The following is a 21,381-nucleotide window of genomic DNA, read 5'->3' on the forward strand; positions in this document are numbered from 1 at the left end:
GAGGCCCGGCCCGCCTCCCCGAAGCCCGGCCCGTCCTCTCCGAGACGCGGCCCGCCTATCCCGAAGCCCGGCCCGTCCCCTCAGGAGCCCGGCCCGGCTCCTCCGCGGCCCGGCCCGTCAGATGCGCGAACGCGGCGAGATTGCGGGTGGACTCACCGCGCGACACCCGCCACTCGTACTCCTTGCGGATGGCGGTCGCGAAGCCCATCTCCAGGAGGGTGTTGAACGCGCCGTCGGCGTTCTCCAACACCGAGCCGAGGATCCGGTCCAGCGCCTCGGGGGTGACGGCGGCCAGCGGGAGCTTGCCGACGAGGTAGATGTCGCCGAGGGTGTCGATCGCGTAACCGACGCCGTAGAGGCGGGTGTTGCGCTCCAGCAGCCAACGGTGCACCGCCTCGTGGTTCTCGTCGGGGTGCCGTACGACAAAGGCGTTCACGGACAGCGAGTGCCGGCCGACCAGCAGCGAGCAGGTCGTGGAGAGCTTGCGGGTGCCCGGCAGCTTGACGACATACGAGCCGTCCGAGGGCGACTCCCACTCCAGCTCGGCGTCGTCCAGCGTCGCCTCGATCGTCCGCCGTGCGTCGTCCACGGTCTGCGCCACGTCAGCCATGCAGCGATCGTAGGCGACGCCGGTGCTCCTGCATCGCGGCGGTGTAGACCTCGCCGGTCGCGGAGGCGGCGGTGTCCCAGCCGAAGGACTGGGCGTGCCGGGCCGCGTCGGTGCCCATCCGGGTGGCCAGGGACGGGTCGGCGACGAAGCGGTGGAGGGCGCGGGCGTAGTCGGCCGGGTCGTGGCCCCGTATGAGGAAGCCGCTGACACCGTCGCGTACGGCCACCGGGAGACCGCCGACCGAGGCCGCGAGGACCGGGGTGCCGCATGCCTGGGCCTCTATCGCGACCAGCCCGAAGGATTCGCTGTAGGACGGCATGACCAGGACGGATGCCGCGCGGTACCAGTCGGCGAGCTGTTCCTGGCCGACTGGTGGGCGGAACTGCACGAGGTCCGCGATGCCGAGCCGCGCGGCCAGCTTCTGCAGGCCCTCCGGCTTGGCCAGGCCGCTGCCGCTGGGCCCGCCGACCACCGGGACGACCAGGCGGGAGCGCAGCGAGGGGTCCTCGGCCAGGAGGACGGCGACCGCGCGCAGCAGCACGTCCGGGGCCTTGAGCGGCTGGATGCGGCCGGCGAAGAGCGGGATCACCGCGTCCTGCGGGAGACCGAGGCGGTCGCGGGCGGCGGCCCGGCTCTCCACGACCCGGCCGTCGGAGGACCGTCCGGCGGCGGTGGCCGCGTCCCCGATGGCCGCGTCGCCGACAGCCGCGTAGCCACCTTTCCCGGTCGGCCGGAACCGGTCGAGATTGACGCCCGGGTGCACCACGGCGACCCTCCCCGGGTCCGCGTCGTAGTGCCGTACGAGCTCGTCCGCCTCCTCGGCGGTGTTCGCTATCAGACGGTCCGCTGCCCGGACGACCTGTGTCTCGCCGATCACGCGGGCGGCGGGCTCGGGGGTGTCGCCGACGGCGAGGGCGGCGTTCTTGACCTTGGCCATGGTGTGCATGGCGTGCACCAGCGGGACGCCCCAGCGCTCGGCGGCGAGCCAGCCGACGTGCCCGGAGAGCCAGTAGTGGGAGTGCACCAGGTCGTAGTAACCGGGTCGGTGGCCCGCCCAGGTCTGCATGACGCCGTGCGTGAAGGCGCACAGCTGGGCCGGCAGCTCTTCCTTGGCCAGGCCCTCGTACGGGCCGGCGTCGACATGCCGGACGAGGACGCCGGGTGCGAGTTCGACGGCGGGGGGCAGGGTGCCGGTGGTGGCGCGCGTGAAGATCTCCACCTCGATGTTGATCGAGGCGAGCTTCTTGGCCAGCTCGACGATATAGACGTTCATGCCGCCGGCGTCGCCGGTGCCGGGCTGATGCAGCGGGGAGGTGTGCACGCTGAGCATCGCGACACGGCGCGGACGTCGCGGGGCGCCGGGCAGCCGCAGTCTCGCCTGGCCCGGGAACTGGCCTCCCCCACGCCTGGACGGCGCGGGGGGACCCCCATGCCGGCTGCGGAGCCGGGACACATATGAGCTCACTGCGAGCTACCTCCTAGCCGGCGCGGGCTGCGCGCCTCCGAACCCCTCCAACAACAGAAATCGCCCATCCATTTCCGTCCGGCGCCATGTCTTCACACTTTGCCACAGCGTGACCTGCCGTGACCTGCGGCGACCGCGATGCCCCGGGCCGCCACCCCGCCCCCCGACCCCATACCCTCGATGCCATGGCCCGCCGCTCCTCCGTCCCCGTCGCCCTCGCCGCCGCGGCGTCCGCGCCAGCCCGCCCTGTCGGAAACATCACGCGGTCCCGCGCCATCGAAGACATCAGGCGGTCCCGCCCGATCGGCAACGTCACGCGGACCCGCCCCGTCGGAAACGTCACCCGCGGCACCACCAACCCCAACCGCCTGCGCCGTATGGACCGCTGGATCGCCGCCGAACACGGCGCCGAGCTGCGCCGCACCGCCGACCCCGTCGCCGTCGACCTCGGATACGGCGCCGCGCCCTGGACGGCCGTGGAGCTGCTGGGTCGGCTCCGTACGGTCCGGCCGGACGCGCATGTCGTCGGCATAGAGATAGAGCCGACGCGGGTCCAGGCCGCCCAGCGCTACGCGCGGGCGGGGCTGGACTTCCTACACGGCGGCTTCGAAGTGCCGCTGCCCGGCGGCCGGGAGCGCGCGCCGGTCCTGATACGGGCCGCGAACGTCCTGCGGCAGTACGACGAGGACGAGGTCGCCGCCGTATGGCAGCGGCTGTGCGCGCGGCTGCCCCCCGGCGGGCTGCTTGTCGAGGGCACCTGTGACGAGATAGGGCGGCGCCATGTCTGGGTGGCGCTGGGCCCCGAGGGGCCGCGTACGGTCACCTTCGCCACCCGGCTCGGCTCCCTCCGCACCCCTTCCGACCTGGCAGAACGCCTCCCGAAGGCGCTGATCCACCGCAATGTGCCGGGCGAGCCGGTGCACGCCTTCCTGCGCGATTTCGACCACGCCTGGGCGGCGGCGGCCCCGCTGGGCGCCCTGGGCGCGCGCCAGCGCTGGCTCGCCGCCGTAGGGAGTCTGGCGGCCGACTGGCCCCTGACGGGGGACCCGCGCCGCCGGCGACAGGGAGAGGTCACGGTGCGGTGGGAGGCGCTGGCGCCGCGGGGGTGAGGCCCGGGGGCAGACCATGCGGGCGCCCCTGGGGCGGGGCCGGCAGGCCACCGGGGCCCGGGGCGGGAACCAGGGCAGGCCCCGGGCCCTCGGGGCAACAGGCTTCCCGCCCCCGGACCCGCTTCCCTAAACGACCACAGCCACCCCCGCCATCCCCACCCTCCCCGCCAGCTCCCGCAGCCGCGCCTCCGTCACCGAGCCGGCCGGTGCGCTGTACGTCACCAGCGACTGGTCGGCGTCGGTCGGCAGCCGGAAGCTCTCGAAGGTGAGCCGGAGCTCGCCGACCAGCGGGTTCACGATCCGCTTGGCGCCCCGCAGGCACTCGTGCACCGCCTGTGCCTGCCACAGCCGCCGGAAGTCCGCGCTGTTGTCGAGGAGTTCCTTGACGACCTCGCAGACGCGGGGGTCTTCGGGGTGACGACCGCTCTCGGCCCGCAGATTGCCGACGACCTCCTCGGCGATACGGTCCCAGTCCGGGTGCAGGTCGCGCGCCTCGGGATGGCGGAAGACCAACAGCGCAGAATTCCGCCGGGCGGGGTCGAGCGCTTCGAGGTCGAAGGCGATCCGGGCGCCGAGCGCGTTCCAGGCGAGGATGTCCATGCCCCGGCCCATCACCGTGGCGGGAACGTTCTCCATCGCGTCCAGCAGCTGCTGGATCTCGGGCCGTACGGTCTGCCCCCGGCCGTCGCCAGCCGGCCGGTGATCGGCCGCGCGCCGCCGAACCGCGACATTCCGTAGATACGTCACCTCACCGCCGGTCAGCCGCAGCGCCCGCGCGATGGCGTCCAGGACGGCATCGGAGATCGCGTGCGCGCGGCCCTGCTCGATCCGGGTGTAGTAGTCGACGCTGATACCGGCGAGCTGGGCGACCTCCTCACGCCGCAGCCCCCGCACCCGACGACGGCCGAGACCGCCGGGCAGCCCCAGGTCCGCCGGGTCGAGCGCCGCACGGCGCGCCTTGAGGAACGAGCTGATCTCGACTTCAGCATGCAGCATCCGTCCAGTATGCGGCGGACGGGTTCGTTGGGTGGTTCCGCCGGACCCAGGCTGAGACGGGCCTGGTCCGCTCCGTAGGCGGGGCGCATGCTGGTGCGGGCACGGGGCAACTGGACGACGCCCCGGATCACATGACGACCTCAGGGCACCGGCCCCGCACGCCGCGCTGCCCCCTGGCGCCATCCGGACCACCGGCACTCCGCACCAGTCCCCCACTGACCACTCCCACTCCCCACTCCCTCCCACCTCACGGAGCACCTCATGAAGCGCAGGATCCTCGGCGGCACCGGCATCTCCGTCAGCGAGTACGCGCTGGGCGCGATGATGCTCGGCGCCTGGGGCAACACCGACCACGACGACGGCGTACGGATCATCCACCGCGCGCTGGACGCCGGTATCAACTTCATCGACACCGCCGACATGTACGCCGGCGGCGAGTCCGAGGAGATCGTCGGCAAGGCCCTCAAGGGGCGGCGCGACGACGTCGTCCTGGCCACGAAGTTCTTCAACCCCATGGGCCCGGACGCCAACCACGGCGGCAGTTCCCGCCGTTGGATCGTCCGCGCGGTGGAGGACAGCCTCCGCCGGCTCGGCACCGACCACATCGACCTCTACCAGGCGCACCGTCCCGACCCGGCCACCGATATCGACGAGACCCTCGCCGCCCTCTCGGACCTCGTACGGTCCGGCAAGGTACGGGCGGTCGGCAGCTCGACCTTCCCCGCCGAGCAGATCGTCGAGGCACAGTGGGCCGCCGAACGCCGTGGCCATGTCCGCTTCCGCAGTGAACAGCCGCCGTACTCGATGCTGGCGCGCGGCGTGGAGAACGCGGTGCTGCCGACCACCCGGAAGTACGGCATGGGCGTGCTGTCCTGGGGCCCGCTCAGCGCCGGATGGCTCTCCGGCCGCGATCTGTCGGCCAGCTCACGGGCCGGTCTCGAATCCCACAAGTTCGACCTCGCGATCCCCGAGAACGCCCGCAAGGCGGAGGCGGTCACCGCCCTGTCGAAGGTCGCCGCCGAGGCCGGACTACCCCTCCCGCACCTGGCGACCGCTTTCGTCCGCGCCCACCCGGCGGTCACCTCGGTCATCATCGGCCCCCGCACCCTCGACCAGCTCAACAGCCTCCTGAACGGCTCGGAGGTGACGCTGAGCGCCGACATCCTGGACCGCATCGACGCCATCGTCCCCCCGGGCACCGACCTCAACCGCGCCGACAGCTACTACGTCCCGCCGGCCATCGCGGACGCGTCGCTGCGGCGGCGCTGATCCCCGCAACGCGCGGACCGGCGTCAGGCCAGATGCACGGTGGAGACAGGTGCTGCCCGCACCCTGAAGGCGCCGGCGGCCGGGACGGCGCCCAGGGCTACGCTGGCGGGTCTATCTTTCTGCTGCACATTACAGCTCGGTGTGTCCTACTCGATCAGTCAACGACGTACGATAGGAACGCCATCGCCCCAGCCCACAGGCCGAACACGACCAGGCAAGCAAGTGCGGCCACCAGGACGAGGCTGGCTGAGGGGGCGCGCTCTTCTCGCTGGTGATTCTCGCGCTCTTGCACTGCCTTGTCATGGGCCGCGGCATCGCATCCGGGGCACCCTGTGATCTCGTGTTCTATGTGATTGTGGCTCATGCGGCAGCGCCCTCATTCCGCGAAATATTGAGGGTAGTAGGTGTGCTTTATTAAGATCTGCTCGGGCGTGAGAGCGCTGACGGTCATGTTCCCCACCACCAGCGCGTGATGGTTTGACCAATCGTCAACGTTAATCCGTCGTTCTCCGGGCCCTACGGACCACTCGGCACTGGGAAGCTTCGCAACAACGTCCGCGCTCATGATGAAGGCGCGAGTTGCTTGCGTAATGATCCATTGCGCCTTTTCCCGGTCCTGCGCTGTTGGGCGACAGCATCGCTCTGCCACTTGCCACAGCTTTGGCCACCGAACGCCCGGGGTCAGCGGACCGACGTACGCAGTCTGACAGCCGTCAACGAATTTGGACGCGTAACCGAATACCGGCCCGAACATCGAGAACGCCGTCACTCTGCCAGTGCCGCGATGGGATGCCGGCATGAAGCTCCTCTCTGGGAAATGACTAGCGCCCGGACCGACTAGCCCGGACGCCAGCGTGGAATGCCTAGCAGCAGGGGCCGTCACTGCAACACGTCGGAGCGTTGCAGTCAGATGCGGTAACCCACAGCCGCTCGTCGACCGCGAAACCCTGCTTCTTGATGCGCCCGACTACATCGGTCATCAAGCCCTGGGTTCGAAGCTTGCTGTTCGGCCTGTGGTGCAGGAAATGTCCGAAGTTCTTCCGGCACCAGGCGGCATATTCCTCGGTGTGGAGCATGAAGGTGTGCCATCCGGGGTCCACCTGCTTGCTCGGCGCCATTTCGTCACCCGCCTTGGTGATACCCATGACGTAGCACATGGCGATAGCCTCGTTCTGGATGCGCTCTGCAACACAACGTTCGAGGCCGTATTCATCGGCACAGAAGTCCACCAGGCGCTCAAACAGCGCCGGATCAACGAGTTCGCGGCCCTGCCTGACCTTGGCCGGTTGCTCTAAGGCAACTGTCATTTCACCCTCCTCTTTCGCGAGGGGGCCACGCCGCTGCACCGTGGCATGGCCCGTGGGGCCGCAGGAGTTTCCCTGCGGTGGTCACCCGCCCCGGCTGCTCGTCTGTCCAGGTTTCCGCCGCCGGGGCGGGAGTCTCTACTGCCGTCCCTTGTCCTTGCAGATCAAGCACGGGAAGCGGCACGGGGGCACCATCGCTCCACGGGGAATAGCCACGGTGCCGGACCCACCCACCAGGGGAGCGGCCAACGGAGTTGGGTCGGCTCAGGCGTCGTCAGCTGCCAGCGAGACCCACTTGGGGCCTGGGCCGCTTACGGCGGCCTCACTGTGACCGCGGTCGTGGTTCCGGATGCCCTGGGCTGTCTCGCATGCGGCCTTCCAGGCGCCGGCCTTCAGCGCCTGGTCCAGCAAGGCTCTCCGCGCAGCGCACACATCACAGTTCGGTGCCGGAGTGCCCTCCAGTAGCCAGTGTTCCAGGGGTAGTTCAACAGGTCTCGGTGAGTACCTGACTGGATTGGACATGGCTGGTGCTACCTCCCGGACTGAAATCCTCAGACCCCATAATGCTCGGAAGTTCAGACCGTTCCCAGCTTTATTCGCGTTGATGACTAAAGATCACCGGCGGAATGACCACGCCCACTCACTCAGCAACTCCCGTGCCTCATCGCTGAATACGGCATGCTCCTCATAGCTGGCGAAACGGTCGAGGAGTGATCGAACGTCTTTCGGGTCTCGGAACACGGCTGCTCCGAGGTCCGTCTCAATGGTTGCTAGGCGGTCGTCGTAGATGGTGAACGTACTCAGCGGAGTGTTGCTGAACTTGACGCTCCTCGGAAGCAAGCCGACTCGAATGTTCGCCTGTCGGGCAAGTGAGGCTAGCCGGTCAACTTGCATCGCCATGGCATCCGAGGACACCAGCGGATATCTGACTGCTTGCTCAGTGAGGAGGAAAGTGAAGCTCTTGGAACGATCGAGTAGTACCGCCTGGCGTTCGAGCTTCATGCCGACAGCCTTGGCCTGTTGTGTCGGTGGGGCGTTGGCGATACTAACCCTCATGTAGTCCGGCGTTGCAAGAAGGCCCGTGGTCATGGATAGCAGGAATTAGCGGAAGTCCGTGGTGACTGACTCCAACCCGGCAAGTTCCAGCTGCTTCTTGTCGAGCCCCTTGCGATGGAGGGCTTTGCGGTCCTGCCACTCCGTCTGTGCTATTCGCGCTACGGCCATCACTTCGGCGGCGAGGGCAGAAGAGGCACCCAGTCCTCTTAGGATCTGCTCAACATCCACCAAGGACGGACGGAGCTTGTTGCCCTCGATACGACTGATCTTGGACTGAGACATTTTGCAACGCGCAGCAAGCCGGACTCCGGAGAGCCCGGCTTGCCTGCGAAGACGCCTGAGCATGGCCGCCAGCTCCAGACCAGACTGGTCGAGCTGGTCAGGCTCGATGGCCACCGTTAACGTACTCCTCGAAGGGGACCGACTCAGATACCGCGATCCGCTGGTATTCGATGAACGGAGACACGTCGCCTTCGAAAACCTCGCGATTGATCTGCCGGCCGTCCGCCTCGTAGTTCATGAGCACGACTTCTTCGCGGTCGAACATCCAGAAGTCTTGTACACCCTCAAGGGGGTTGTGCCGATTGGTCACGTCGAGGATGCGGATGTCGTCCCCGGCCCGAACGTGCAGCTCGTAGTAGCGGGTGAACTCAAATTGCAGGTAGTCAGAGAGCGGCTGCGTGACGATGTGCACCCGTCCGTTGCGCTTTCCCTCGGCGTGCTGACGCGAGACGCGTTCTGTGTACGAGGAGGCCGTGTACGGGGTCGTGGGTCGTCCCTCACGGAAGGCCGCGAACTCTTCCGCCTCCTGTGGCACGAGGTACTGCGGCAGTGCCTCAAGCCGCCATGCCTCTCGCTTGATGCCCGCGAACCGACGACGCCACTCCTCACCATCCAAGAGCACGTACGGCCTCCCTGAGTACTTCTTCCGGGATCTCCACCAGGGCCTCACCCGGCGGCGGCGTAAACGCCTCAGACGCGCTCCCCTGGACGACGAGTGAGCCGCTCGCTGTGCGGTAGACGTTTGGGCAGTCCTCATCACCACAGGTCCCGTTGCCGTTGCCGGTGAGTCGGGTCAGTTCCTCGCGCGCCATGCTGAAACCCCCTTGCGTATGCCCCTGGTTGGGCCTGTCGGTCATGACCATACGAGGCGCCGAGAGCGGCGTCTATGCAGGAACGCGGCTATGCGCGTTGTCGCATAAACCCAGGTGAGCAGCTACCTAGGCAAGCCGCTGGAGGCGCACACGTGCCCAATGCGGTTTGGGGTTGTGGGTGGACCCCCGCCCCTGCCAACCGACGCTTGCGGGCTGGCAGGGGCGGGAACTTATGGCGGTCGCCCGGCCCGCTCGCACCCGCATCAACCGGGCGACCGCTTCGCGTTCCCACGCCTCTGTACTCGGGGGTAGAGACGGAACGCGCCCGGCCCGACCAGACCGGGGGTAATGCCCCGCTCCCTGGACCGGCGTCAACTCGGAAGGACCAGGAGAGCGGGAGTTCATGAGAGATTGCCCGCAGCGATGAGGGCGACGAGGAGCACCACCGTGCCCCAACCGCACAGAAGGAGAATTCCGCCGACGAACACGCCGTCCACGTTGATCCGGCGGCGTCGCCGTCGCCCAGTCATCTACGGGCCTCCGTCTGGACGCAGTGGCCGCACGGTTTCCGGCCGTCGCGCTCAGCTTTGCTGCGGGATGTGACAGCTATGACCGGCACGGGGCACTTGTCGACGGTGTAGCAGCTCGGTACGGCGTGGTATCGGGCTCCGCTGTTCTTGGCGATGTACACCGGGTCATCTGGACCCACCCCGCGAAGGGGGGAGCCTCGCTCAACCGTCCGGGAACGGGATGAGGGTTCTAGCCGGGCCAGGAGCGTGGAACACGAGCGTCACGCCATGCGTCTCGCAGCGGTAGGTCCATTGACTCAGTCGCTGGATATCGTGAACCGACTCCACAGGGCAGCGCATGGCTACCACTTCCGGCCGGTGTTCTTGCCCGAATCGGAGCCGCCAGACGACTCTTTGTTCTTGTCGCGGTTCTTCTTGGACAGGTCGTCGGTGGTGCCGCTCATCGCTGCTTCCCTGATGGTCTTTACGAGTAGCTCAGACTGGGCGTGATCCATCGACGGAGGGATGATTCGGGTAGCCGTCCAGGTATTCCACAGGACCGCCGAGGGCGTCTCCGTGTCGATTCCGGCCGTGTGCAGTGCGGCGTCCAGTGCCTTGGCTACCTCGCGCGCCAGGGTCCCGGGTACCCGTCCGCCGATAGCCTGAACAAGGCTGATGGCCCGAGGGATTGACAGCGTGGCGAGGCGGATTCGGTTGGTGACGATCCCCTCGACCATGTTTTGGGTGATCACGGAGGGTCCGGCATCGAGCCCCACGAGGTCCAGCGCATCGTCCAGGCGCTGGCGTACGTCCCTCACGGCCTGATGCGGCGTTCTGATCATGGGGGCAGACATGATCACGCACTCCTCTCCGTAGCGCTTCCACTACCTGGGAGGTTCAGCGTGACGCTGTCCTGGGAACGAATCAACTTCCTGGCTGCGGAGGCTAAGTTGGTGGAGGAGTCGATGAATCAGAACGAGTTAAACCCGGGTGCGTCGCCACAAGCGGCCTACGGAGCGCGTCTACGCAGGCTGCGCAAGGAACGTGGCTGGACTCAAGTGGACCTAGCTGGACGCATGGGCTACTCGGCTGTGCACATCTCGGGCGTTGAAAATGGCAACAAGTTTCCAACTTCCCGCTTCTCGCGTAGCGCTGACCGCACATTTGGTCTTGAGGGCACGGAAGATTCGTTCGAGCGTGAGTGGCGCAACGTCAAGTTCGGCGGCCTGCTGGAGGGCTTTCCGGAATACGTCAAGTACGAGGCCAGAGCCGTAGAGATCAGGCTCTACAACATTGGGATCATCCCCGGCTTGTTGCAGACGCCGGAATACGCACGGGTGTTGGCGGATAGCGCCGTGCGGCGGGGCGCCATCACGCCCGAACAGGCGGATGAACGCGTCGCGTTTCTGGCGGAACGTCAAGCGGCGCTCGTACGGGCTCGGCCACCCATGGTGTTTGTGACCATGGACGAAAGCTGTATCCGGCGGCCGGTCGGCGGCTCCACTGTCATGGACGCACAGTTGGCGCGGCTGGTCGAGTTTGCCGAGCTGCCGAACACGCTGTTGCAGGTGGCACCGTACGAGATAGGGGAGCGCCGTACGTTTGACCTGCCCGTCAACCTCCTGACGCTGCCGGACCGGTCCCTGATCTGCTACGCCGAATCCCAAGCTCAAGGAAACCTGGACCGAGAGAGTACGTCCGTGGCGCCCGTGCTGACGGCTTACCATCAGCTACAGGCCGTAGCTATGTCCCAAGCGGCATCCATGGCCATGATCGAGCAGGTACGAAAGGGCACCCCGTGACAACCGACTCCCCCCGCTGGGTCAAGTCCTCCTACAGCAACAACGGCGGCGATTGCGTTGAGGTTGCCGCCAATCTCCCCGACATCGTCCCCGTCCGCGACAGCAAGGACCCGTACGGCCCGCAGCTTGCCTTCGAGCCGTCCGCCTGGTCGTCATTCGTGTCGGCCGCGAAAGCCGGCGAGTTTGACGCGTGACCTCCACCCCCGAAGCCCCGCCACTCCCAGCGCGAGAGTAGCGGGGCTTCGTGTGCCCTCTGTGGTGCAGCCGGCCATATGGGGTGAGGGAGGTCAGGCAATCTTCACGCTGGATTGCCATGAGCGTGACAGTCGGCGCGCGCGAACCGCTAGCCATGCTCAGTGTTGCGGCAGGCGCCTGACTTTACTGATCTTTCCCTACCCCTCGGGTCGCCCCATAGGAAAGAGCCCGTACAAGGCGATCAATCCTCCTCGTACGGGCTCCTGAATGGGTTCAGGCGACTTCTGCCATCTGGACGCCATCGAACAGAGCCGCAAGGGTGCCTCTCTGCTCCGAAGTAGGCTCCGGTGCATTCTCCAGTTCAGCGGCTATCCAGTCATCCACGCTTACCTTGGCCCGCCCGCTCCAGCCGGTAGCCTCCTGCGCTGCCATCACAGCCCCTCCCCGGTCACGTGAAGGGTGCTGAGCAGGGCGGCGACCAGCTCCTTGTCCTGCTCCTGCGTGAGGTAGCTGCATGCCGTGGCGGGAGGTAGCCACAGCAGGTAGTCAACCTCCCTGTTCGGCTCGAACGAGCCGCCAGTAGCCTCGGCCGCCCAGTAGCGGACCTCCTTCGGGCGGTTGTCGACCAGGTATCGGACGGTCGGCAGCTCGGGCCCGAGTTTGCACGTCATGCCGGTCTCTTCCAGCGTTTCGCGGATCGCTCCCTGCAGGGCGTCCTCCCCGGGCTTCAGCTTGCCTTTCGGGTGGGACCAGTCTGCCCACTTCGGTCGCCTGATCAGGGCAAGTTCGATGCCGTCGCCGGAAGGTGACCGGCGCCACAGGACGCATCCCGCCGCCCTGACCGGTTCCTGAGGTGCCGTCACATCCGACCCCCGCTCCACTCGCCCGGCAGCCACACCCGTCCGAACGCGAAGCGGGCCGCCTCCACCTCATGGCGCTGGTCGGCGTGCAGGACTCCCAGGGCGTACGCCGTGGCCGGGGCGATTCGGGGGGTGCGGGCCGCGGCGGCGGCCGCGGCGGCGGCCTCCGCGGCGTCGCGGTGGCGCTCCAGCGCGTGGCCGGCCTCCAGCAGGCGGGGGTCTGCGTGGTCGGGGGCGACGACCTCCTGGGCGTAGCGGCTGAGCCGCACCAGCGCCCGGACCTGGTGCCAGGGCGCGTCCTGGCGGTGGTCGGCGGCCAGCGCGTCGGCGTTGTACGGATGGCCGGCGCGGGACAGCGGCAGGGCGGCGACCGCGTCCGCGAGCCGCCGGTGGGCCTGCTCGGCGAGGGGCGGCAGCGCCTCGGCCGCCGGCACCTCGGCGGCCGCCCGGTCCAGTGGCGCCTCCGAGGCGAGCACCGCCACGGAGTCGGCGACGGCGTGGAAGCGGGAGGAGCCGAGGGCCTGGAGCGCGGCGGAGTGCGCGCGGGTGCGGGCCAGTGTGAGCTGGCGGTCCAGGAGCGCCCCGGCCCGCGCCGCGCCGGCCGACAGCGCGCCCTCGGCCTCCGGCTCGGCGGCCCGGGCGGCGGCCGTCCGCGTGCCCGCCGCCGTACCGGCTCCGGCGTGGTCACCCCGGCCACCCCGGCCACCCCGGCCACCGCGGCCGCCCCGGCCGCCCCGATCACCGCGGCCGCCGCGTTCGGCCCGCTCTCCCCGTCCGGTCAGCCGCTGCAGCGCCGCCATCAGCCGGTCGCGGCGGGCCGCACACGCCTGTTCGCGGGCCAGGGTGCCGGACAACCAGCCCAGTTCCGCCTGGAGTTGGTCGGCCCAGGTCTCGTCGGTCAGCGGACGGAAGGTGTGCAGGGTGGCGCTGATCCGGCGTGCGGCGCTGCACAGCTGCCGGGCCGCCTCGCCCGCGCCCTCCGCGTCCGAGCCGCTCTCGCGGTGCAGCCGCAGGCTGCGCAGGAAGTCCGCGGACTGCCGGTGCAGGTAGTCGGCGAGCAGTTCCCCGGCGGTCCGCCCGGCGAGCGGCGAGCCGGGAGAGGGAGAAGGGGCGGAGGAGGCCGGGTGCCCGTCGGGCGCGCTCGGCGGGGGCTGCGGTCCGTACGTCCGGTGCTCACCGGTCCCCGAGGACTGCTGTCCGTGCAACCGGGCCTCTCCGGTCCCCGGGGCCTCGCCCACGCGCGCCTGTGGCCCGTCCACCACCGCGGCGCGAGCCCCGGGCGCGCCGCCGGGCTCGTATCCGATGCCGAGGAGACCGGCCGGTCCCCCGGTCGGCTGGTCAGGTCGCTGAGCCACGCCGGCGCCTCCGGGCGTCAATGAGCATTTCCTGTACGTTGCGCAGCGGCACACCGTCCGCGTCCACCGCGTGCCGGGTCCAGTCGCCGTCCGGGCCCAGGTGCCAGGACGAGGTGGCGTCCGAAGTGCCGGTCTCCAGCAGCCTGTTGAGGGCGACGCGGTGCGCCGGGTCGGTGACCCGCACCAGGGCCTCGATCCGCCGGTCCAGATTCCGGTGCATCATGTCGGCGCTGCCCAGCCACACCTCGGGCTCGCCGCCGTTGCCGAAGGCGAATATCCGGGAGTGCTCCAGGAAGCGGCCGAGGACGCTGCGGACGCGGATGTTCTCGCTCAGGCCCGCGACCCCCGGGCGCAGCGCGCAGATGCCGCGCACCCAGATGTCGACCGGCACACCGGCCTGCGAGGCGCGGTAGAGCGCGTCGATGACGGCCTCGTCGACCATCGAGTTGACCTTGATACGGATGAAGGCGGGCCGCCCGGCCCGGTGGTGCGCGGTCTCCTTGGTGATGCGCTGGATCAGGCCGTCGCGCAGGGACTTGGGGGCGACGAGGAGACGCCGGTAGGTCTCCCGGCGGGAGTATCCGCTGAGCCGGTTGAAGAGGTCGGAGAGGTCGGCGCCGACCTGCGGGTCCGCGGTCAGCAGCCCCAGGTCCTCGTACATCCGGGCCGTCTTCGGATGGTAGTTGCCGGTCCCCACATGGGAGTAGCGGCGCAGCATCTCGCCTTCCTGGCGGACGACGAGCGACAGCTTGCAGTGCGTCTTGAGCCCCACCAGGCCGTAGACCACATGGCAGCCGGACTCCTCCAGCTTCCTCGCCCACTTGATGTTGGCCTGTTCGTCGAAGCGCGCCTTGATCTCGACGAGGACCAGCACCTGCTTGCCCGACTCGGCGGCGTCTATCAGGGCGTCGACGATCGGGGAGTCCTCACCGGAGGTCCGGTACAGGGTCTGCTTGATCGCGAGGACGTCCGGGTCGGCGGCGGCCTGCTCCAGGAACGCCTGCACGGAGGTGGAGAAGGAGTCGTACGGGTGGTGCAGCAGGACGTCACGGGCGCGCAGCGCGGCGAAGATGTCGGGCGCGGTCGCGGACTCCACCTCGGCCAGATCACGGTGGGTGCCGGCGACGAACTTGGGGTACTTGTGCTCGGGCCGGTCCAGCGCCCCGATACCGAACAGACCGGTCAGGTCCAGCGGGCCGGGCAGCGGATAGACCTCGGCCTCCGAGACCTTCAGCTCCTGGACGAGCAGGTCCAGGACTCCCGGGTCGATGGACTCCTCGACCTCCAGGCGGACCGGCGGGCCGAACCGCCGCCGCATCAGCTCCTTCTCCAGCGCCTGGAGCAGATTCTCCGCGTCGTCCTCCTCCACCTCCAGGTCCTCGTTACGGGTGACCCGGAACATGTGGTGCGCCCGCACCTCCATCCCCGGGAACAGCTCCTCCAGGTGGGCGGCGATGACGTCCTCGATGGGGACGTAGCGCTGCGGGGACGCCTCCAGGAAGCGGGAGAGCAGCGGCGGCACCTTGACCCGCGCGAAGTGGTCGTGGCCGCTGACCGGGTTGCGTACGACGACGGCCAGGTTCAGCGACAGGCCGGAGATGTACGGGAAGGGGTGCGCGGGGTCCACGGCCAGCGGGGTGAGGACCGGGAAGATCTGCTGGCGGAAGAGGGTGAACAGGCGGGCCTGTTCCTTCTCGGTCAGGTCGGGCCAGCGGATCAGGTGGATGCCCTCGTCGGCCAGGGCGGGGGCGACGTCCTGCTGGTAGCAGGCGGCATGCCGGGCCATGAGCTCGCGCGAGCGCGTCCAGATCAGCTCCAGCACCTCACGGGGCTGCAGCCCGGACGCGGAGCGGGTGGCGACACCGGTGGCTATCCGGCGCTTGAGGCCGGCCACCCGGACCATGAAGAACTCGTCCAGGTTGCTGGCGAAGATCGCCAGGAAGTTCGCCCGTTCGAGCAGCGGGGTCGCCGGGTCCTCGGCCAGCTCCAGCACCCGCTCGTTGAACCCCAGCCAGCTGCGCTCCCGGTCCAGGAAGCGGCCTCTGGGCAGCTCCACGCCGTTCGCGCCCGGGACGCCGTGCTCCTCGTACGAATCCAGATCGGCGTCCAGATCCGGCTCCAGCTCGGGCAACGGCACACCGACGGCATGCGGCCGGTGGGCGGCGATGGAGCCGACCGACGGCTGGGCAGCGGGGCCCGCGGCCTCGGCACGGGCGTTCTCCGGCTTCGCGACGGGAGTCCCGGGCCGGTCCTGGGCCTGAGCACTGGACTGCTGGTTCATGAACCCATTCTTCCGCGCTCCGGGCGTTCCGGGCGCGTCAGGAGGAGGCGAAGCGACGCGGAGCCCTGATTTCAGGGCCTTCGGCACAGCGGGCTGCATTCGGTGATGCTCGCAAGCGATATTGAATCGCTGGTAACGCGGACATGGCTGACAGGCAAGCGGGGCGCTACTCCCAGGGGGTTTGCCGGGTTTTTCCCGGGCGTGCGGGGTGCGTCGGGGGCGCAGGGCACCGGGGGCGGCGAGGGCGCGCATTCCGCCGCACAGGGAGCGCATGGGGAGCGCGTTCATCGCGTGGGAGCGCGTCCCACCGCGCGGCTGGTGGAAGGGTGAGCAGCCCGGCCCGCGTGAGCAGCCCCGCCCCATCACCGTCCCCTGTTCCCCCTGCTCCCCCTACGCCCTCTGCTCCCCGCCCCTCACGTCTCCGAGCGGTACATCAGGTCCGTCTCATGCGTGACGAACCCCAGCCGCTCGTACACGCTCACCGCCGCCATGTTGTCCGCGTCCACATACAGCATCGCCGTCGGCAGCCCCTGCGCCGCCAGATGCCGCAGCCCGATCGCGGTCAGCGCCTTGCCCAGGCCGCCGCCCTGGGCCCCCGGCGCGATCCCGAGGACATACACCTCGCCGAGCCCCTCCTCGGCATGCACCTTGGTCCAGTGGAAGCCGACCAGCCGCCCCTCCCGCTCCGCGAGGAAGAAGCCCTTGGGGTCGAACCACGGCTCGGCCATCCGCGCGTCCAGGTCACGCTGGGTCAGCGTGCCCTGCTCCGGGTGGTGGGCGAAGGCCGCCGCGTTCACCTCCAGCCAGGCCGCGTCGTCGGCACCCGGCTGGAAGGTCCGTACGGACACCCCCTCGGGGAGCACCGGATCCGCCAGTTCCAGGTCGGCCAGCGAGCGCCGCATCTGCCGCAGCTCGCGGAACATCGTCAGACCGAGGGTCTGGGCGAGGTGCCGGGCGGCCGGATGCCCGCCGTGCGCCCACACCCGCAGCCGCCGCCCGGACTGCGCCAGCAGCTCGGTGCCCAGCGCCCGGCCGTGCCCGCGGCCACGGTGCCCGGGGTGGACGACCAGCTCGGCGGCCGGCGCCTCCACCGGGTCGGTGTCCTCCAGCTGCGCGTACCCGACCAGCTCCTCCGTGTCCTCCACGGGCACATACACCGACAGATGGCGCACGCCCTCCCGTCGCCCGCCACCGCCCCAGCCGGAATCGCTGCGCGATGATTCCTCTTGATTGCGCCGGCCCCCGCGCAGCTGCAAGCGCCCCTGCTCGGACACGGCCGGCTGCCCGTCCGTCCGCGTGGCCCGCTCGATCAGCTCAAGGACGGCCGCGGCCTCTTCCGGCGCCAGCTCGTCGGCCACCTGGATCCTGCGGCCGGGCCGGCCCATCTCGTGTAGCGCGTCAGTCATGCCTGAAGCGTACGTCTCCGCCGAGGTCTGAGCCGGGACGCCGACGCTCCCCGGCAACCAGCTCGTAACCCGTCTCCCCCTGTTGCGCTACGCGCGTCGACAATAAGCTGCCGTCCGCTCGGACACCTCTGACCGTTGTCCGTCCAGTAACCGAGGGGGATCCCATGTCAGCGACGCCTCAACAGCGCCGTATCGCACGCAGATTGACGGCCGCGGCCACCGTACTGGCCGCGGCCGCCGGTGTCACCGCCGGCGCCCTGCCGGCCGGCGCGCACGACGAACCGGCCCGCCATCCGGGCCGCACGGTCGACGTGCAGCTGCTGTCCTTCAACGACTTCCACGGCAATCTCGAACCGCCGCAGGGCTCCTCCGGCACGGTCGAGGAGATCCAGCCGGACGGCAGCAAGAAGACCGTCGAGGCGGGCGGCGTCGAGTATCTCGCCCAGTCGCTCCGCACCGCCCGCAAGGGCCACCCGTACTCCGTCACCGCCGCGGCCGGCGACATGGTCGGCGCCAGCCCGCTGCTCTCCGGCCTCTTCCACGACGAACCGACCATCGAGGCCATGAACAGGCTGGGCCTGGACGTCACCTCCGTCGGCAACCATGAATTCGACGAGGGCCGGAAGGAGTTGACGCGGCTCCAGAAGGGCGGCTGCCACCCGGAAGACGGCTGTTACGCGGACGGCAGGACGTTCGAGGGCGCCCGCTTCCCGTACCTCACGGCCAATGTCACGGACGAGAAGACCGGCAAGCCGATGCTCAGGCCGTACACCGTCTGGCAGCACCGCGGCGTCAAGATCGGCTTCATCGGGGTGACGCTGGAGGGCACCCCCGACATCGTCAACGCCGAAGGCATCAAGGGCCTGAAGTTCCACGACGAGGTCGAGACGATCAACAAGTACGCCAAGGAACTCGACAAGCAGGGCGTGAAGTCCGTCGTCGCCCTGATCCACGAAGGCGGCCTGCCGGCCTCCACCTCCTACAACTACAACTGCGACAGCCCGGGCCCGGGCGACGGGATCTCGGGCCCGATCACCGAAATCGCCGAGAAGGTGACCCCGGCCGTCGACGCGCTGGTCACCGGCCACACCCACCAGGCGTACGCCTGCACCATCCCGGACCCGTCCGGCACCCCGCGCACCGTCACCTCCGCCGCGTCGTACGGCAAGCTCTACACGGACACCACACTGACGTACGACCGCCGCACCAAGGACATCGTGCGGACCAGCGTCAAGGCATCCGGCGCGGTCAACCACGTCGTGGACCGCATCCAGCCCAAGGCCGCGGACATGACCGCCCTGATCAAGCGCTGGAACAAGCTCGCCGCGCCGATCGCCAACCGCCCCGTCGGCCATATCTCCGCGGACATCGCGGGCCGCGGCGCCAACGCCCCCGAATCCCCGCTCGGCGATCTCATCGCGGACGCCCAGCTGGAGGCCACCGGGCCGGACGGCAAGGGCGGCGCCCAGCTCGCGCTGATGAACCCCGGCGGCATCCGCTCCGACCTCGCGTTCAAGGCGTCCGGCGGGGAGGGCGACGGCGTCGTCACCTACGGGGAGGCCTTCACCGTCCAGCCCTTCACGAACATGATGAACGTCATCGACCTCACCGGGGAGCAGCTGATCACCGGTCTCCAGCAGCAGGTCAGCGGTCCGAACGCGGCGTCACCGAAGATCCTCCAGGTCTCCGAGGGCCTGACGTACACACTGGACCTGACCAAGTCGGGCGCCGACCGCGTGGTCAGGAACTCGGTCAAGCTGAACGGCGTCGCCATCGACCCGGCCAAGACCTACCGCGTCGCCATGAACGAGTTCCTGTCGGGCGGCGGTGACGGCTTCCCGGCCTTCAAGGACGGCAGGAACAAGTACGTCGGCCAGTCGGATCTTGAGGCGTTCACGGCTTATCTGAAGGCCCACTCGTCGGCGGACGGGCCGATCGATCCGCCTGAGGCGGAGCGGATCACGGTGGTGAAGAAGTAGTGGCGTTGGGATGGAGCAGCGTCGTGACGTAGCGGCGCTTCAGTGAGATGTGATCAGTCAGATGTGGCGACGGCCCGGCGGGGGATCTCCCACCGGGCCGTCGTCGCGTCTGTGTGCGGTGTCTGCGTGTAGGACACTCAGGCGCCGTGCATGCTCGGCCGCCGTGCATGCTCGGCCGCCGTGCGCGCTCGGCCGCCGTGCGCGCTCAGCCGCCGTAGGGGTTGCCCTGCTGGGGTGCTCCCTGCTGCGGGGCTTGCCTGTACCGCCCGCCCGGACGGCGGCCCGCCCCGGCCGCTGAAGCGGCAACGGAATTTCCCGTTGCGGGGATTGCGGGGATCGCCGTGGTTCCCGGTGCCGGGATGGCGAATCCATAACGGCGGCGGGATAGCTGACGGTGAGACAGCGGGCACGGAGAAAGCCGCGACGGGCGCTACTACGGCGGTAAGTGAAGTGCAATCAGCCGGTTTGCGGCGCAGCGTACCGTGACGGCGATTCAGGTCACCATTACCCTGGCGCGACAGTGGGCGACATCACCTCGCGCGCGACGGCAGTTCGGTCCATCCACGACTGCGACAATTTTTCGCCAAGCCTGACAGGACAAGCCGCACCTATCTCCCATACCTTCGGCAAGACTTGCGTTCAAGGGTCCTGGGCATGGTGGGATATGCGGATGCGAACCCCCATACGCATGGCTTCATCCTCACCGTCAGGCTCCGCTCAGCCTGACATCGATTCCCGCACAGCGGGTGCTCGGTACGACGCGCACGGCGACACCAGACAGCTCGAAAAGGTCAATCCCTATGCGGACCTGGCCGCCCTCGCCGACCCCGAACCGGAGCCGGAACCCGAGCCGGAATACGGCACGGAACACGGCGGCGCGCCCCGCCGCCGCAGCTACCTCAACGAGCGCGACGACAGCGGCGATCCCCTGGGCCTGGGGCTGCGCCCGGACGAGGAGGACGAGGAGTGGACGGCGCCGAACCACCGGCGCCGGAAGCGTGGGGTCGGCCGCTTCGCCGCCGTTCCGCGCATCCTGAAACTGCTGGTCGCCGTCCTGGTGTGCACGGCATTCCTTACCGTGCTCGACCGTTTCGCCGTGCTGTACGCGCAGGACAAGACCGAGGAAATACTGCAGGAATCACTGAAGCTCACGGCCGAGCCGGAAGTCGACATCCAGGGTTTTCCCTTCCTGACCCAGGTCCTCGACAAGCGCCTCGACCAGGTGAGCGTCACCATTCCCGACCTGGCGGCCGACCGGGTCTCGCTGGCGAAAATCGAGGCGACCGCGAACGAGGTGCGGCTCGACGGCGATCTTCCCGCCTCCATCAAGGGCGCCACGATCGGCAAAATGCAGGGCAGTGTGCTGCTCGCCTTCGACGACATGAATCGCGAGCTGGGCGCCTCGCAGGTGAAATTCAGCGACCTGGGCCCCAATACGGTCCGGGCGGCCGGCCGGCTGCCGATCGCCGGGCATGAATTGCGCGTACGGGCGGAGGCGCGCATTCAACGGGCGGGCGACCGGGGCATTTCCACCGACATCAGCCGTATGCGGCTGGACATCGGCGATGTCGCCGTCTACCGCCCCGGCACCGGCGAGGAGGAGGGCCTGCGGCTGACCCGCAAGGCCGCCGCCGAGGTCAGCCGGCAGGCCGCCAAGGTCAAGGCGATGCTGAGCATTCCGGCGATCGCGGACCGGATCGGCTTTCCCGAGGAGTACATCGACCAGGCGCTGCACAACGAGGAGAAGCTGCACGAGCTGACCGGGTCACCGCGCTTCGTCCAGCAGCTGATGAAGGTCAATCTGGTCGATGTGGTGATCGACCACCCGTGGCTGCTGCAGAAGGTCGGCATCGACCCGAAGGTGTTGGGCGCGCTGACCGGGCTGACCAAGCCACAGCTCGCGGACCGGCTGTCGCTCTCCTTCCAACTGCCCAGGACACCCGGCGACATACGGCTGCGCGATATTTCCGTCGAGCAGGACGGCATCCGCGTCAAGCTGTCCGGGGCGGAGCTGCCGATCGGCGACGCGGCCAAGAAGCGGAAGACGGACTGAGCCGCAGAAGGCGGAGGACGGACCGAGCGAGAGAGGAC

General features: G+C 69.0%; 18 protein-coding genes and 1 pseudogene. 6 read left to right on the plus strand and 13 right to left on the minus strand.

Annotation, left to right across the window (positions count from 1 at the left end):
• Positions 1-55: 55 nt before the first annotated feature.
• Together K9S39_RS19725 and K9S39_RS19730 are read right to left on the minus strand one after the other, a co-directional pair.
• Positions 56-610: a type III secretion system chaperone family protein gene (locus tag K9S39_RS19725; RefSeq protein WP_248864689.1), complete on the minus strand. Its 555-nt coding sequence runs from the start codon at positions 608-610 to the stop codon at positions 56-58.
• A complete protein-coding gene (locus K9S39_RS19730; RefSeq protein ID WP_406707973.1) occupies positions 603-2,075 on the minus strand; it encodes a D-inositol-3-phosphate glycosyltransferase in 1,473 nt (490 codons plus the stop codon). The genes K9S39_RS19725 and K9S39_RS19730 overlap by 8 nt, the downstream gene beginning before the upstream one ends.
• Positions 2,076-2,452: 377 nt before the next feature.
• Here K9S39_RS19730 and K9S39_RS19735 point away from each other — a divergent pair, with 377 nt between their 5' ends.
• Complete coding sequence (locus K9S39_RS19735; protein ID WP_248868864.1) at positions 2,453-3,184, plus strand: class I SAM-dependent methyltransferase; 732 nt, start codon at positions 2,453-2,455, stop codon at positions 3,182-3,184.
• A 126-nt stretch (positions 3,185-3,310) separates the two neighbouring features.
• On the opposite strand, the gene K9S39_RS19740 is transcribed toward K9S39_RS19735, so the two are convergent.
• Positions 3,311-4,180 (minus strand): helix-turn-helix domain-containing protein, encoded by an 870-nt coding sequence (locus K9S39_RS19740; protein WP_248864690.1) that lies wholly within the window; start codon positions 4,178-4,180, stop codon positions 3,311-3,313.
• A 261-nt stretch (positions 4,181-4,441) separates the two neighbouring features.
• Here K9S39_RS19740 and K9S39_RS19745 point away from each other — a divergent pair, with 261 nt between their 5' ends.
• A complete protein-coding gene (locus K9S39_RS19745; RefSeq protein WP_248864691.1) occupies positions 4,442-5,449 on the plus strand; it encodes an aldo/keto reductase in 1,008 nt (335 codons plus the stop codon).
• Positions 5,450-6,312: 863 nt separating this feature from the next.
• On the opposite strand, the gene K9S39_RS19750 is transcribed toward K9S39_RS19745, so the two are convergent.
• The 6 genes and pseudogenes from K9S39_RS19750 to K9S39_RS19770 all read right to left on the minus strand — a co-directional run bounded on the left by K9S39_RS19750 (position 6,313) and on the right by K9S39_RS19770 (position 10,266).
• Positions 6,313-6,756, minus strand: coding sequence for a glycine-rich domain-containing protein (locus tag K9S39_RS19750; RefSeq protein ID WP_248864692.1), 444 nt, complete (start codon positions 6,754-6,756; stop codon positions 6,313-6,315).
• 612 nt (positions 6,757-7,368) lie between these two features.
• Positions 7,369-8,205, minus strand: a pseudogene (locus K9S39_RS19755) (Scr1 family TA system antitoxin-like transcriptional regulator).
• The gene (locus K9S39_RS19760) at positions 8,189-8,713 is read right to left on the minus strand and encodes a DUF6879 family protein (protein ID WP_248864693.1); all 525 of its coding nucleotides are present in this window, start codon (positions 8,711-8,713) and stop codon (positions 8,189-8,191) included. The pseudogene K9S39_RS19755 and the gene K9S39_RS19760 overlap by 17 nt, the downstream one beginning before the upstream one ends.
• The gene (locus tag K9S39_RS19765; RefSeq protein WP_248864694.1) at positions 8,697-8,903 is read right to left on the minus strand and encodes a hypothetical protein; all 207 of its coding nucleotides are present in this window, start codon (positions 8,901-8,903) and stop codon (positions 8,697-8,699) included. The genes K9S39_RS19760 and K9S39_RS19765 overlap by 17 nt, the downstream gene beginning before the upstream one ends.
• Before the next feature lie 401 nt (positions 8,904-9,304).
• On the minus strand, positions 9,305-9,433 hold the full coding sequence (locus K9S39_RS42125; RefSeq protein ID WP_283112500.1) for a hypothetical protein: 129 nt from the start codon (positions 9,431-9,433) through the stop codon (positions 9,305-9,307).
• Positions 9,434-9,774: 341 nt separating this feature from the next.
• On the minus strand, positions 9,775-10,266 hold the full coding sequence (locus K9S39_RS19770; protein ID WP_248864695.1) for a hypothetical protein: 492 nt from the start codon (positions 10,264-10,266) through the stop codon (positions 9,775-9,777).
• Between the two features lie 111 nt (positions 10,267-10,377).
• On the opposite strand from K9S39_RS19770, the gene K9S39_RS19775 reads away from it, so the two are divergent.
• Together K9S39_RS19775 and K9S39_RS19780 are read left to right on the plus strand one after the other, a co-directional pair.
• The gene (locus K9S39_RS19775; protein ID WP_248868865.1) at positions 10,378-11,214 is read left to right on the plus strand and encodes a helix-turn-helix domain-containing protein; all 837 of its coding nucleotides are present in this window, start codon (positions 10,378-10,380) and stop codon (positions 11,212-11,214) included.
• Positions 11,211-11,408, plus strand: a complete 198-nt coding sequence (locus K9S39_RS19780) for a DUF397 domain-containing protein (RefSeq protein ID WP_248864696.1) — start codon at positions 11,211-11,213, stop codon at positions 11,406-11,408. The genes K9S39_RS19775 and K9S39_RS19780 overlap by 4 nt, the downstream gene beginning before the upstream one ends.
• Positions 11,409-11,840: 432 nt before the next feature.
• Here the strand turns inward: K9S39_RS19780 and K9S39_RS19785 are convergent, their stop codons facing one another.
• The 4 genes from K9S39_RS19785 to mshD form a co-directional block, all read right to left on the minus strand.
• Entirely contained in the window at positions 11,841-12,272 is a 432-nt protein-coding gene (locus tag K9S39_RS19785) for an NUDIX hydrolase (RefSeq protein ID WP_248864697.1), read from the minus strand.
• Complete coding sequence (locus K9S39_RS19790) at positions 12,269-13,645, minus strand: CHAD domain-containing protein (RefSeq protein ID WP_248864698.1); 1,377 nt, start codon at positions 13,643-13,645, stop codon at positions 12,269-12,271. Before K9S39_RS19790 ends, K9S39_RS19785 begins: the two co-directional genes overlap by 4 nt.
• Entirely contained in the window at positions 13,608-15,905 is a 2,298-nt protein-coding gene (locus K9S39_RS19795) for an RNA degradosome polyphosphate kinase (RefSeq protein ID WP_319949565.1), read from the minus strand. Before K9S39_RS19795 ends, K9S39_RS19790 begins: the two co-directional genes overlap by 38 nt.
• Before the next feature lie 413 nt (positions 15,906-16,318).
• On the minus strand, positions 16,319-17,311 hold the full coding sequence (gene mshD, locus K9S39_RS19800; protein WP_248864700.1) for a mycothiol synthase: 993 nt from the start codon (positions 17,309-17,311) through the stop codon (positions 16,319-16,321).
• Positions 17,312-17,475: 164 nt separating this feature from the next.
• Here mshD and K9S39_RS19805 point away from each other — a divergent pair, with 164 nt between their 5' ends.
• A complete protein-coding gene (locus tag K9S39_RS19805; protein WP_248864701.1) occupies positions 17,476-19,290 on the plus strand; it encodes a bifunctional metallophosphatase/5'-nucleotidase in 1,815 nt (604 codons plus the stop codon).
• A gap of 688 nt (positions 19,291-19,978) precedes the next feature.
• A complete protein-coding gene (locus K9S39_RS19810; RefSeq protein WP_248864702.1) occupies positions 19,979-21,343 on the plus strand; it encodes an LmeA family phospholipid-binding protein in 1,365 nt (454 codons plus the stop codon).
• The last annotated feature ends 38 nt before the right edge of the window (positions 21,344-21,381 follow it).

This window comes from Streptomyces halobius (genome assembly GCF_023277745.1).
GTDB classification, from domain to species: Bacteria; Actinomycetota; Actinomycetes; order Streptomycetales; family Streptomycetaceae; genus Streptomyces; species Streptomyces halobius.